The 13,826-nt window shown below is 58.8% G+C and carries 10 protein-coding genes; 7 read left to right on the forward strand and 3 right to left on the reverse strand.

The annotated features are described in order from the left end of the window. Positions 1-360 precede the first annotated feature (360 nt). The 5 genes from ABVF61_RS18310 (at position 361) to ABVF61_RS18330 (ending at position 8,152) form a co-directional block, all read left to right on the forward strand. Complete coding sequence (locus tag ABVF61_RS18310) at positions 361-4,461, forward strand: peptidoglycan-binding protein (protein ID WP_353994974.1); 4,101 nt, start codon at positions 361-363, stop codon at positions 4,459-4,461. 125 nt (positions 4,462-4,586) lie between these two features. Further along, on the forward strand, positions 4,587-5,516 hold the full coding sequence (locus ABVF61_RS18315) for a sulfite exporter TauE/SafE family protein (protein WP_353994975.1): 930 nt from the start codon (positions 4,587-4,589) through the stop codon (positions 5,514-5,516). Then, positions 5,513-6,298 carry a TIGR02186 family protein gene (locus ABVF61_RS18320; RefSeq protein WP_353994976.1) on the forward strand — a complete coding sequence of 262 codons (786 nt, stop codon included), beginning with the start codon at positions 5,513-5,515 and terminating at the stop codon, positions 6,296-6,298. The genes ABVF61_RS18315 and ABVF61_RS18320 overlap by 4 nt, the downstream gene beginning before the upstream one ends. A 147-nt stretch (positions 6,299-6,445) precedes the next feature. Continuing rightward, positions 6,446-7,546: an AI-2E family transporter gene (locus ABVF61_RS18325; protein WP_353994977.1), complete on the forward strand. Its 1,101-nt coding sequence runs from the start codon at positions 6,446-6,448 to the stop codon at positions 7,544-7,546. A 237-nt stretch (positions 7,547-7,783) separates the two neighbouring features. Further along, a complete protein-coding gene (locus ABVF61_RS18330; RefSeq protein WP_353994978.1) occupies positions 7,784-8,152 on the forward strand; it encodes a hypothetical protein in 369 nt (122 codons plus the stop codon). A 43-nt stretch (positions 8,153-8,195) separates the two neighbouring features. Here ABVF61_RS18330 and pdeM read toward each other — a convergent pair whose 3' ends face one another. Continuing rightward, the gene (pdeM, locus tag ABVF61_RS18335; RefSeq protein WP_353994979.1) at positions 8,196-8,933 is read right to left on the reverse strand and encodes a ligase-associated DNA damage response endonuclease PdeM; all 738 of its coding nucleotides are present in this window, start codon (positions 8,931-8,933) and stop codon (positions 8,196-8,198) included. After that, positions 8,930-11,434, reverse strand: a complete 2,505-nt coding sequence (locus ABVF61_RS18340) for a ligase-associated DNA damage response DEXH box helicase (RefSeq protein WP_353994980.1) — start codon at positions 11,432-11,434, stop codon at positions 8,930-8,932. Before ABVF61_RS18340 ends, pdeM begins: the two co-directional genes overlap by 4 nt. A 131-nt stretch (positions 11,435-11,565) precedes the next feature. Between ABVF61_RS18340 and ABVF61_RS18345 the strand changes: the two genes are divergently transcribed. After that, the gene (locus tag ABVF61_RS18345; protein ID WP_353994981.1) at positions 11,566-12,588 is read left to right on the forward strand and encodes a ligase-associated DNA damage response exonuclease; all 1,023 of its coding nucleotides are present in this window, start codon (positions 11,566-11,568) and stop codon (positions 12,586-12,588) included. A gap of 41 nt (positions 12,589-12,629) precedes the next feature. Continuing rightward, positions 12,630-13,073 carry a DUF6841 family protein gene (locus ABVF61_RS18350; protein ID WP_353994982.1) on the forward strand — a complete coding sequence of 148 codons (444 nt, stop codon included), beginning with the start codon at positions 12,630-12,632 and terminating at the stop codon, positions 13,071-13,073. 30 nt (positions 13,074-13,103) lie between these two features. Here ABVF61_RS18350 and ABVF61_RS18355 read toward each other — a convergent pair whose 3' ends face one another. Continuing rightward, positions 13,104-13,739: a TetR/AcrR family transcriptional regulator gene (locus tag ABVF61_RS18355; protein WP_353994983.1), complete on the reverse strand. Its 636-nt coding sequence runs from the start codon at positions 13,737-13,739 to the stop codon at positions 13,104-13,106. Positions 13,740-13,826 lie beyond the last annotated feature (87 nt).

Raw genomic sequence — 13,826 nt, forward strand, 5'->3', positions numbered from 1 at the left:
GTCCGGACCGGTCTCAACACAGTGTTTTGTGCCCGATGAAGGGGGCAAATTCTGATGTGTTTCGATCGGCCTGACGCTGCCGTGTGTTTAGCTTACGCACGCGTAAAGGTCCAGAGTGCGGCACACGAACCGCGAAAATTGTTAACGCGCAACAGGTTGATTCGTGGCCGGACAGAGATATGAACAGGCGATATTTGCCGAAATGAAGCGAAATTCGCATTTAGCAACACCAATTAACGACCTGTTTACCCTAAGTCGACAAAGTCTCTTAAAACGCTGCAACTGTTCCGTCCTTTGCCGGAATATCAGGGCAGTCCGTTAAAACAGCGGTCGTCATGACCGTAAGTCCAGGGTCTAGATATGCCGGCTTGGAAGAAACACGAGGCAGGACGCCGCGGCCGTGATGCGTATGAAAGCGACGACTTTTACGAAACAGCAGGCAGAGAACCGGCTCGGGACCGCATAGAACGGTTGACGCGCACGGCGACCGCCCTGGGCGGTGGGTATGACTCTCGGATGCGCGACAGCCGTGACGACGATTTGAATGCCGTCGCGGACGAGCTCGACCGGATGTTGTCGGAACGGGGCGGAAATTCACCGTCACGGCCCAAGCGTCCGTCACGGCCTCAGCGCAGCGCACCTCAACGCCATGCACCGCCGCCATCAAGCGGTATCGAAGATGTTCTTGGTGCGCTGGATCGTCTGGACGAGCAGGTGCAGGGATTGGCGAGCGCGACATCCTACGACGATGTCGAAAGGCACGGCACGCACCGTTCGCACCCGCAGCCGGGACGCTATGCAATGGATGCTCTTGAAGAAGGCCGCCACTACGAAGCGCCTCCTGCAGCCTATGGCGACGCGCGTGAGCCTGGCGGATATGACGAAGATTACGGTTATGATACTCGTTCGCCCCGCGGTCCTATGCAGCACGCGCACAACGAGGCATCGCTTCATATCTACAAGGACCTGGGACGTCGTATCGATGCCCTTCGCGCACCGCAGGAAAAGGCATTCATTCAGGTTCGCGAGGAGCTCGGCTCGCTACGTGAGGCGCTCGGTGGTATTTCCCGCGGAACCAGTGAAACAGTCGGCCGGCAGAACGCTGAACTTCGCCGTCTTGCGGATATGGTCGAGCGTCTGCGCGCCGACAAGCGCGGAGAACAGTTTGCTGCAGAGATCCGTAAGGAAGTCGCAGACCTGAAATCCATGGTCGGGCGCACGAATGTGGAAGGTGCTCTGCAAACCCTTGAGCATGGCTATTCACACATTTTGCAGCGCCTGGACGAGCTTTCCAGGGCCGCGTTGGACCCACGTGTCCTGCACGGCGTCACCGTCCGTTTGAATGAAATCGAAGAAGCGTTCTCAGCATTGCCGCGTTCCGAGCATCTGATGGTGCTTGAAGACCGCGTTGCAAACATCGCAGAGCGGATGGAAGAACTCCTTCAGCGCGAAGGTCAGATGGAAATCGAGCCTCTGCGGGCCGAACTGCGTGAGGTTCGCGGTTATGTCGAGCAGATCGACATCAAGGGGCTGATTGAGGGTATCGACGACCGCATGAAGTTTGTCTCCGGACGCCTGGACGATCTGGAGGTGCTGGCACGCGAACAGCGCGGGCTCGACACGCGTCTGTCCGCTATGGAAGAACGCATGCCGCAACCGGAGACCATCGCGCGCCTGCAGGGGCGCCTGGAAGACATCGCCGGGATGATGGCCGACGATCGTCTTGCGTCCGGTGACAACGAGCACTTGTCACAGGTCGACAGTCGCCTCGATGATATCGTCGACCGTCTTGACAGAATTGAACAGGCTGCTCCGCTTCCGTCCGCCGATGCCGGCGCCTTCAAGGCACTGGAACAGCGCCTGGAGGGCATCTCCGGCAAGATCGATGTCATCGAGAAGAAAGCATCACGTCCGGCTCCGGTGTTTGATGCAGCCGCCGTGCGCGCTGCAACAGGTCCGGACGCAAAGATCCTCGCACAGGTCCAGGAAAGGCTGAACCACTTGTCCGCGCGGCTCGACGAGCCCAAAGACACGGTCACCACTTCCGATCTCGATAAACTGCGTGAAGAGATCGGGTCCATGCGTGACAGCGTGGCGGTCCCGTCCTCGACGGAGAACCTTGAAGCCCGGATATCCGATCTTGCACAACTTGTGTCCAAGGGAGCGGAGGCGACCGACGATGACCGCTTTGAACAGTTGGGTGAGAAGGTTGCCGCGCTCGCTGCCCAGATTGAAAGCAGTGCCTCCGTTTCGCCGCAGGGTCTTGGCGACGTGGGTCCGGTTCTTGAGCGCATCGAGCGCGGACTGGAACAAACCAGAACGGATGTCACCGACATAGCCAGAAAAGCGGCGTTCGATGCGGTGGCAAACGCGCCAAGCCCGCGCTCCGAACAATATGACGAGGCCATTTCCGCGCTGCAGGGCGACCTGAAACGTCTGCTTGATGCTGCTGAAGGAGGTGAACAGCGCACGCGAAACACCTTTGAAAGCGTCAAGTCCGTGCTGGGGTCCTTGACCGAGCGCTTGGACAACCTCGAGCGTTCAGATGTCAGGGCGCAGCCGAACGCATCTGCCAAAACACCTGTTACCGACAGCGCGCAGGCCTTCGCCGAACAACCGGCACCGGTGCTGAGCCAACCGGCTCAACCGGCCCAGCCAACCCGTGAAGCTTTGAACAAGGCAGCAGCGGCTGCCGATCCGCGGTCGGACAGCCCGGAAGACCGCTCGCGTGCGCGCAAGGCCGATTTCATAGCGGCAGCGCGGCGCGCCGCACAGGCCGCATCGGTGGAAGCTGAAAAGCTCGAAAAGTCGCAGGCGTCTGAGCTGGAAGAAGGCAATGCCGGGCGCGGTAAGGCGCGTGTTGGCTGGCTCCGGAATGTCTTGAAACGCGACGGTGCATCGAAATCCGCTGAAGACAGACAAGAGCCGAGCGACGACCTGGAGCTCGGCGCAGACGACCTTGTCGAAGACTTTCCCGAAGATCCACAGGCGCAGGTTTTGCCGGGAGATCGTCCGGCACCTGAAACCGCGCAACGCGGTGGCAACCGGCGCCGGGTCATTATGCTGGCAGCCGTTGCGGTCGTCCTCACCCTGGGCACACTGACAGCTTACAAGTTCGTCGCAGGATCGGGTGACAGTGCTCCCGTCGCCTCCGCTGAGCCGGAAAAATCGAATATTGTTGATGCTTCTCCAGCGCCGGTTGGCAGTGATGCGGCTCTGGCGACCGCTGCCGGTGCCAGTGGAGCCGTCAGTTCACAAAGCGGGGCTGTCGAGACTGCTGGCGCTTCGGCAGTATCCGCACCACGGGATACGGGAACCAATCCGGTCAGTGCAGCGCCACCACCGACAGTGGCGGCGAATACCAGCGCGAGCGAGCAGGCGCCGGTAACGGAGCAGGCCGCGGCGGCGGCGAACGTTCGCGCCACACCGGCGACGTCCACGGAATCGCCAGCGCCCGAAGTCGCATTTGCACCACCTGCCGGCGCTGCCGGCAATTTCGGACAGAGCGCAATCGATGATGGCGTAACACTTACCGCGCCGGGCGCGCTGACGACACCGCAAAGCGGAGCCGGTGGCCTGATTGCCAATCTGCCGCCGGAGGGTGTTGGCCCGATGGCATTGCGCAGCGCTGCTGCTGGCGGCAATCCGGCAGCGGAATTTCTTGTTGGCGTCCGATACACCGAAGGAAAAGGCGTTCCGGCTGATCTGGCCAAGGCAGCCGTCTGGTATCAGAAAGCGGCCAACAAGGGACTGCCACCCGCGCAATACCGGCTCGCAAGCCTTTATGAAAAGGGCAGAGGAGTCGACAAGGATGTCGCCAAGGCAAGAGCCTGGTATTCGCAGGCCGCGCAGGCCGGGAATGCCAAGGCCATGCACAACCTGGCGGTATTGTTTGCGGAAGGTGGCGGACAGGAGCCTGACTATGCCAAGGCCGCAATGTGGTTCGAGGCAGCCGCCAATTACGGTGTCAAGGACAGCCTCTTCAATCTCGGTATCCTTTATGCCGGAGGGATCGGCGTCGATAAGGATCTTGTTGCTAGCTACAAATGGTTTGCCATTGCAGCCGACAAGGGCGATCCGGAAGCTGCAAAGCGTCGCGACGACGTTGCCAACATGATGGATCAGCAGACGCTCGCCAACGCACGCCTGGCGGTGGAGGGTTTCTCGCTTCAGGAACCGGATCCGAAGGCGAACAAGGTGACGCTTGAGCCGAGCTGGGCGGACGAAGCCGCATTGCCTGCGGCAAATGTTTCGGCCGCGGCGCCAGCCGGCAATACGGACATGATCCGCGAAGCGCAGGACAAGCTGAATTACCTCGGCTTCGATACGGGTACGCCGGATGGGCAAATGGGGCCGCGCACGCGCAGCGCCATCAAAGCTTTCCAGCGTAGCATCGGGATGGCAGAAACGGGAGAAGTCGACCGAAAGCTGATGGACGAGCTGAAGAGCCAGGCAATTTGAGCGAAAGTCGTTTTTCCAAAGAGAAGTGACGTGCCTGCTGGTTGACACTTTGGCAGGCACGGGTTTTTAACCAGTCCAGTTTAATTTTAACACGATCCAACCCGTAGTCTGTCCGGCGTAACCCAGTGCAACTCTACCTGCCCATAGCCGAAATCCCGGTGAATATCTTCGTGATTTTTGCGATGGGCGGCGCTGTTGGGTTCTTGTCCGGTCTCTTCGGCATCGGCGGTGGATTTCTTCTGACGCCGCTTCTGATCTTTTCCGGTATTCCACCCGCTGTATCGGTGGCGACCGTGACCACTCAGGTGGTCGCGTCCTCTGCGTCCGCTGTCGTGACCTATTTGCGACGAAAAGCCATCGACATGAAGCTTGCAACCATATTGCTTGCCGGTGGTGTGTTCGGATCGTTGATTGGTGTGATCCTGTTCGATGTGCTGCAGTCCGTGGGACAGCTGGATCTCGTGATTTCGTTGTCTTACGTGACGTTTCTCGGTGCAATCGGCGGGCTCATGCTGTTTGAATCCGTCCGGGCCATTCGCCGGCGAAAGTCCGGCGCTGCGCCAACGGCCCGCAAGCCCGGACAACACAACTGGATTCATGGTCTGCCGCTGAAAGTCCGGTTTCGACGCTCAAAGCTCTATGTCAGTGTCATCCCGGTTGTCGGGCTGGGCGCGATAATCGGCTTCCTCGGCACCATTCTGGGTATCGGTGGCGGCTTCATGATGGTGCCGGCGCTGATTTACCTGCTCCGGGTTCCGACCAACATCGTGATCGGCACGTCGCTGTTTCAGATCCTCTTCACAATGGCCGCAGCAACGATCTTCCATGCCATGGGAACGAAAACCGTCGACATCGTTCTTGCGATGACGCTGATGATCGGTGGGGTCATCGGGGCGCAATTCGGCGCGCGCATGGGCCAGAACCTGCGCGGTGACCAGCTGCGCCTTTTGCTGGCTCTGCTTGTCCTGGGCGTTGGCCTGCGTTTTGCCGTTGATCTGCTGCTGGTGCCGGAGGATCTTTACTCCATCGCGATCCGCAAGGGGGCAGGATCATGATCCGTCCGGTTCTCCTCCTTGTCTGCATGGTCCTCGGTTTGACGGCGAGTGCTGCTCAGGAGGAAGAACAATCCAAGGATCTGGTTACCGCGCTTTCCTCCGACATGGTGTCCATCCAGTCGAACTTCACTGGCACGGAAATCGTTATTTTCGGGCAAGCGAGCGATATCGACCGGCAGACCAGCGAACCGGACGACTTTCAATTGGCGATCGTGGTGGAAGGACCGCCACAGGACATCACGACGCGCCGCAAGGGCCGCTTTCTTGGCGTTTGGGTCAACCGTGAAGCGGAACGCTTTCAGAACGTGCCGTCCTTTTATGCCGTTGCAAGCACTGCCGACATCGGCGAGATTGCCCACCGTACAGTGCTGGACGAATACAGCATTGGGCTCCATCACATAAATCTGGCGGTTTCGGGCGTTTCGAACGTGCCGCTGTCCGACCGAGACGACTTCAGAAGAGCCTTTATCCGGCTGCGCCAGCAGATGGGTCTCTATTCGGAGCGTGAAGCATCGATCGAGTTTCTGACCGACACCATGTTCCGGACGACGATACCGTTGCCTGCGAATATTCCCGTCGGTGATTACAGGGTGAAGAGTTTCCTCTTCAATCAGGGTGAGCTGATTTCCGAAACCGAGCAGACACTCGCAGTTGCCAAGATCGGCTTTGAGCAGGTGACATTCGAACTTGCCCAGAACTATCCGCTTGTCTACGGCGTCCTTGCCGTGATCCTGGCGATCTTCACCGGGTGGCTCGCCGGCGTAATTTTCAAGAAAGACTGATCCTTTTTCGCTCAGCACTGGTCTCGGCTTTGCCGAAATGCATGGGGCGAGGATAGCGTATCAACCTGCGATATTCTGCTGGTGCTTCCACGTCCTGCGGCTATTCTGCCGTAAAGGAATTTTCCGGGAATCACAGGGTGGGGCGCCATGACTGATCAGTCCACTTCCGAACCGTCTGCCGAAGAGCCTCCTAAGCAAGAACCAACACTGGATGCAAAGGTCATCGACATTGCGATCCGCCTTGGTGTTCTTGGGCTTTTTGCCTATTTCTCATTGCAGCTGATCGCGCCGTTTTTCCTCTTTCTCCTCTGGGCCGTGGTTCTCACCGTTGCGCTTTATCCCGCCTACGACTGGCTCGCGGCGAAGCTGGGCGGGCGCAAGGTCTGGTCGGCAATCCTCATCACCCTGCTGTGTCTTGCAATTGTTATCGGTCCGGTGGCGGTGCTCGTGGTCAGTCTTGTCGAGACGCTGCAAGGCTGGTTCCAGGGGATTACGGGAGATGGGCTCAAGCTGCCGCCACTGCCGGAAAAACTCGCTGCACTGCCTGTCCTGGGCGACAGGATTGCAGAACTCTGGGCCCTGGCCACCCGCAGCCTGGAACTTTTCTTCACGAAGGTCGGCCCGATGCTGGTCCCGGCCGGCGGCCGTATTCTGTCCATGCTCGCCTCGCTTAGCGGCAGCGTCCTGTTTTTTGTCATCTCCATCATTCTGGCTGGTTGTCTCTTTGTGCCCGGCCCGTCGCTTGCCAGGGGCGCCAAGAGATTTGCCGACCGGATCATCGCGCCGCGCGGGGCCGAATTCGTGGACCTCGCCGGCGCGACCATCCGGAACGTGTCGCGCGGCGTCATTGGCGTTGCGGTCATTCAGGGCCTTCTGACCGGGGTCCTGCTGATTGCCTTCGGCGTGCCGCTGGCCGGAATTCTGACCTTTATCGCGTTGATCCTCTGCATCGTCCAGATCGGTCCGGCACTGGTGATCATTCCAACCATCATCTGGGCCTGGAGCTCCTGGGATCTGGTGCCTGCGCTCCTCTTCACCTTACTGATGGTCCCGGTCATGCTGGTCGACAATGTCCTGCGTCCGATCTTGATGTCGCGCGGCCTCGATGTTCCCATGCTTATCATTCTTATCGGTGTTCTCGGCGGCACCATCGCGCACGGCCTTCTCGGTCTCTTCCTCGGACCGGTGATCCTCGCGGTCTTCTATGAGCTGGTGATTGCCTGGGTGAAGGTGGGCGAGGAAACCTGATCCGATTGCGCATTCCCAGGCGACTGGTTCTTGGCTGCTGATGCGCAGGTGTTGTTGCTTTCGCAAATAACAGGCCTTGAACGCGGCACCATGCAAAGTGGCCGAACGGTCATCGGTACCAATATGTGCGCGGTTTTCCGGGAAGTGGTTGCAAACTCAAGTTCAGCCACCACCTGAAGTTCAAGCTGCTGGTGCGCACCGGCGCGGCTGAAACGTTGGAAAGGGCTGGAGAAGCGCTTGAGTGTAAACAGGAAACTTGATCGTCTGATGTGGGCGGAACGCATGCGGAATATGCTGATTGCCGCCGTGATCGGCGTTCCGCTTGCCATTGCAATCACCCTGTTCATGCTGTCCCAGAGCGGCGTCAGTCGTCATAGCGGAGAGCCGATCAGCGGTGTGCTGCTTGATCATTCAATCGATCAAAGGGACGATGGATCCTTGCGCACGACTTTGCGCGTCCGATTGGAGGATGGCAGCGAAGTCACCGTTCGCAGTGGGAATTCGGATATCGCTGCTGTCGGCGAAGAGGTCGTTTTGATGAAACGAAAAGGCACGAACGGCCGCGATTTCTATTTCATGCCCCAGCCGGAAACGGCGAGCGATTGACCGGAAACTCGAAACGCTCCGGCCTTTGTTTCGATAATGTGCCTCAGTCTCCGACAAGCCGGCTGGCCGTGAACGGAAAGAGCCGGTCATTGCCGAGCATGAAAACCGAGAATTGGCGGCGGCTAAAGAGCGCTGAGTAGGCACGGTCCGTTACGTTAAGGCCGCCGGTCAAAGCGCCAAAGGCGGGCAATACCAGACGGGTGCCGTCGGTGATGAAGCAGGCGCGGCGGATTGAACGGCCGAAGCGGCGGACGCGGGCAACCGGGTGCAAATGCCCGCAAATCTCACCCAAGGCGCGCTCAGCGCCGATTTCTTCCACGGGCTCGTGTCGGAACTTTAAAGGGCCGACGGAGATTTCTTCGACCGTCTCCCCGCACAGGCGAACAGGTGCAACCGGATCGTGATTGCCGGTCACCCAGATCCATTCCCGGCCAAGTTGGAGAGTGGTCAGCATGGCCCGGTAGGGGGCGGGCAGCCGGTCCGACCCGTCAGCATCATGGAAGCTGTCGCCAAGGCAGATCACGCAGGCCGGGTCGAACGCATCCATCACACCGGCGAGTTTCTCCAGCGTCGCCCCGGTGTCGTAGGGCGGCAACATCACACCGCGCCGTGCGTAGCTGGAGCCTTTTTCCAGGTGCAGATCGGCAACCACAAGAAGAGATTCCTCCGGCCACCACAAGATGCCACTGTCGTGCAGGCCGACAAGCTGGCCGTTGATCTGAATGTCGTGACACACAGGCGCAGCTTCGTATTTGCGCATATGCGAAGTCAGAACATTCATTCCATAGCCTCCTGAACCAAAACCTCAGCCGCGTCTTCAAGGAGTGAATCCATTGCCTCGCCATAAACCGGTTCTTTTCCTATTTCCAGGAGGATAGGGACCGCAAGCGGGGAAACGCGCGTCAAGGTAGTATGCGTGATTCTCCCGCGAATTCGGGCAAGAAGTTCACCGAGGCGCGAGATATCCAGAAGTCCTTCGGCAGCATCGCTCCACGTTGCCTTGAGCAGGATATGGTCGGGCTCATGCGCCCTGAGAACATCGTAGATCAGGTCGGAGGAAACCGTCATCTGGCGCCCGGTTTTTTCCTGACCCGGATGCCGCCGTTCAATCAGTCCGCCAATGATGGCGCAGTTGCGGAAAGTGCGTTTCATCAGGCTTGAATCGGCCAGCCAGGCGTCGAGATCATCGCCGAGAATGTCTTCTTCAAAAAGCGCATCCAGCGAAATCTTGCCGGAGGAAAACAAAAGCGACAGGTCGCCGAGACCCCAGACCGACAGCGCATAGTCGTTGGCCACAAAGCCCATCGGCCGCGCCCCTAACCGTTCCAGGCGTTTGGTTAAAAGCATGCCGAGCGTCTGATGCGCAAGGCGCCCCTCAAAGGGGTAACAGACCATGTAATGCTTGTTGGAACGGGGAAAGGTTTCGACCAGAAGACCATCGCGGGCCGGCAGAACGGATTTGCTCTTTTGGATCTCCAGCCATTCGCGCACCTGGCCGGGCAGATGTTTCCAGCTTGTCGGGCTTGCCAGCATCGCCCGCACGCCTTCTGCCAGATAGGTAGACAGTGGGAACTTGCCGCCCATGTAGGAAGGTATCATCGGATTGTCGGTCTTGGCCCGCGAGACAAAGGCTTCGTTTTCGCGAATGCCTTCGAAACGCACGACTTCGCCGCCGAAGAGAAACGTATCCCCCTGAACCATCTGGTCGACAAAATACTCCTCGATTTCACCAAGAACACGTCCACCGCGCCCGACCGGCGTCCGCCGACCGTCCGCCTTTGAACGAACGAGGCGGACCTTGAGCTTGGGGGCCTCGACGATCGTGCCCACGTTGAGCCGGTACTGCTGCGCGATTTTCGGGTGGGCAATCCGCCAGAGGCCGTCTTTGCCCTTCCGCAGCTTTGCGTATTGATCGTAGCTCTTCAGCGCATAGCCGCCGGTGGCGACAAAATCGACAACCCGCTCGAAGGTCTCCCAGTCGAGCGACCGGTAGGTTTCAGAGGAACGGATTTCATCGAAAATCGCGGTCAGATCGAGTGGATCGGCGCAGGCAAGGCCAAGAACATGCTGGGCCAGAACATCGAGCGCCCCTTTTCGCAGCGGTGGCGTGTCTTGTTCGCCTCGCCTGGACGCGGCAAGGGCGGCCTGGCACTCGAGAACCTCGAAACGGTTCGACGGTATCAGCACGGCCCTGGACGGTTCGTCCATGCGGTGGTTCGCACGTCCGATCCGCTGCGCCAGACGGCTTGCGCCCTTGGGTGCGCCGATATTGACGACAAGATCGATGTCGCCCCAGTCAATGCCCATGTCGAGTGACGATGTTGCCACCACGGCGCGTAATGTGCCGGACGCCATGGCCGCTTCCACTTTGCGCCGTTGCCCGACGTCGAGCGAGCCGTGATGAAGGGCGATCGGCAATGTGTCTTCATTAATGCGCCAGAGTTCCTGAAACACCATCTCCGCCTGGCTGCGCGTGTTCACGAAAAGCAGCGAAACACTATGCGCCTTGATCAGGCGATAAATGTCTCCGATGGCGTAGCGGGACGAGTGACCGGACCATGGCAGCCGCTCTTCTGAGTCCAGAATGGAGATTTCCGGCTGCGCTCCGCCGGAGACCTGGACCACATGTGAAAGAGACCTTCTGTCGGCGTCGGGCTGCTCGACCAGATAGGCGCGCAGATCGTCGGGTTCGGCCACGGTCGCTGACAGGCCGATGGTTCTGAGATTTGGCGCAAGCCGGCGCAAGCGCGCCAGTCCGAGCGCAAGCAGATCTCCGCGCTTGGAGGTGACCAGGGCGTGAAGCTCATCGAGGATGACCGTCTTCAGCGACGCAAACAGTCTTGCAGACCCTGGATCCGACAGCAGCAGCGCAATCTGCTCAGGCGTTGTAAGGAGCACGTCCGGTGGGTTGAGTTTCTGGCGCTGTCTCTTGTGTGAGGGTGTATCGCCTGTGCGTGTCTCCAGCCTGAGCGGTAGGTTCATTTCAGCAACGGGCGCTTCCAGATTGCGCGCAATATCGACCGCAAGCGCTTTCAGGGGTGAAATGTAAAGCGTGTGGATACCGTTGCCGGGCTCACCGGGTTTGCGCTTGCCGCGTCGCTCCAGCTCCACAAGCGACGGCAGGAACCCGGCGAGTGTCTTGCCCGCACCTGTCGGTGCGATCAGCAAGGTGGAGTGCCCCTGCGCCAGATGATCGATAAGCTGCAGCTGGTGCGCCCTTGGGGCCCATCCTCTTGAGGCAAACCAGCTCTGAAAGCGATTGGGTAGCAGCGCAGCGTCCATTAAAGGGTTTTAGGATAGCCGCTGAAAAAAGGCGAGGGCAGTATGTCAAAAATGTTCACTTTGTGTTCCTGTTGGCGCGAAGAACGCTATACCTCTTGAATGCCTTATCAATTCAGGAATAAATGCTGCTGATGTCCGATCTTTTGACGATAGCACCCGAAGGTCTTTTTTGCCCGGAAGCCGGCGCTTACATCGACCCGGTCCGCCCGGTTGAAAAAGCAATCGTTACCCACGGCCATGCAGACCACGCACGTGCGGGGCATGGTGCGGTTCTGGCCACACAGCAAACGCTCGACATCATGGCGATCCGGTATGGCGAGAATTTCTGCGGTGTCGCCCAGCCCATCGACCTTGGTGAGGTTCTGAAAGTCGGAAGCGTCGATGTTTCGTTGCATCCAGCAGGCCATGTTCTGGGTTCTGCGCAGGTTTTGATTGAGGCCGGCGGCCAGAGAACCGTCGTGTCGGGAGACTATAAACGGCAGGAAGATCCGACCTGTGCTCCCTTTGAACTTGTCACCTGCGACACGTTTGTTACTGAAGCGACTTTCGGTTTGCCGGTTTTCCGCCACCCGCCAGCAGGTGAAGAAATCAGGAAACTTCTGTCCTCAGTGGATCTCTTTCCCGAACAAACGCATCTTGTCGGGGCTTACGCACTCGGCAAGGCGCAACGTATAATCGGCGAGTTGCGCGCTGCGGGCTATGACAAAGTCGTCTACCTTCACGGCGCGCTTGAGAAGCTGACGGCCTATTACCAGTCTCAGGGCGTTGACCTTGGCCCGGTCGAACCCGTTGGCAAGCGCGGCAAGGAGCTGCAGGGCGAAATCGTGGTGTGCCCCCCAGGGCAGTTAAGCGACCGTTGGGCACGACGGTTCGGAGATCCGGTTGCCGCAATGGCCTCCGGGTGGATGCGCGTCAGGGCGCGCGCGCGTCAGCGCGGTGCAGAACTGCCACTTATCGTGTCCGACCATGCCGACTGGGACGATCTGTGCAGAACCATTCTTGAAACGCAGGCGAGCCAGATCTGGGTAACCCATGGAGCTGAGGAAGCTCTTGTGCACTGGTGCGAATTGAATGGACGAAAGGCCCGTCCCCTCAATATGATAGGCTACGACGATGGCGAGGATACCGACAGCGCACAGGTCTCAGGGGCATGAATTGAGCTCTGTGTGTGTAAAGGTCCTTTGGGGAGGCGGTCATGGCGGACGACGGTGGTATTGAGAAAAGCCGGAACGGTCATACGAACGGGGCAGGTTCCGGCTCCAACGGGGATGCCGAAGAGGCGATTGCCCAGCTTTTCGATGATTATCAGGCCGGTTTCAATGACTATGACATTGACCGGATCTGCGATTGCTTCGCGCTGCCCGCGGTCATATGGCAACACGAAAAAGGCCACGTTTTTGCAGATGATGAGGAATTGATCGAGAACGTCGAAGCGCTTTTGAAAGCGCTCGAAAAAGAAGGCGTCACGCACTCGGATTTTCAGGTTGTTTCAAGTCATGTCAGCGGCTCGTCCGCGCTTGTGACACTCGACTGGACGCAGGAAAGTGCCGATGGCGAAGCTGTCCTGGAATTCACCTGCCATTACCAGCTGATCCAGGACGGCTCGGATTGGGTGATCTCCGCAATCGTCAACGAATAGGCAAGGGTTTTTGCGACTGACGGGAGGCGACTAGCGGCGTTCACCCGTTTGTTCTGCAAGGCACCCCAGGATCCCGACCGTTAGTCTGTCAACAATCTGGTCCCGGTCCGGAACGGAGTTGCAATCCTGAACCGCCGCGTGCATCACCGACTTGACCATATTCATGATCACGAAAACGGCTGTTTGCAGGTGCGCGCCTTGAGGGACATCCGACCTTTGTGAAAGAAAGGTCATGACGGTGCTTGCCATTTCCTCTTGAAAACCGGCCCGGTCAACCAGCTTGGAATTCGCTGGGATCCACGCCTCGATCGCGGCATGAAGCCGCCGCTGTTTCAGGTGCATATCCAGATTTGCCCCGATTATCTCGCGGATTGCGTCTTGCAGCGGGAGTTCCTGCGACCTTTCCATGGCTGTTCTGACCACGTTGAGAACCTCGTCGTGGTGCTGCCGTTGCACTGCCAGGATGAGGGCGTCCTTGTTCGGGAAATACTGGTACAGCGAGCCAATGCTGATACCGGCCCGCTCCGCGATCTGGTTTGTGCTCGCTGTTTCAAAATCGCTTTCGGTAAAAACCTGTCCGGCTGCTTCGACGATCGTCTCGACCATAAGACGGGAACGCAGCTGTTTCGGGTGGCGCCTTTGGCGCGGTTCCGTATGCAAGGGCAAGAAAAACATCCTTCATTTCTGTAACGCACGCCAAAAAGCAGACGAGATGGGACAGAAATGTGACCGGAACGCGAGTAGGTTCGTCGC

The sequence above is a fragment of the Roseibium sp. HPY-6 genome, from assembly GCF_040530035.1.
In the GTDB taxonomy this organism is placed as follows: domain Bacteria; phylum Pseudomonadota; class Alphaproteobacteria; order Rhizobiales; family Stappiaceae; genus Roseibium.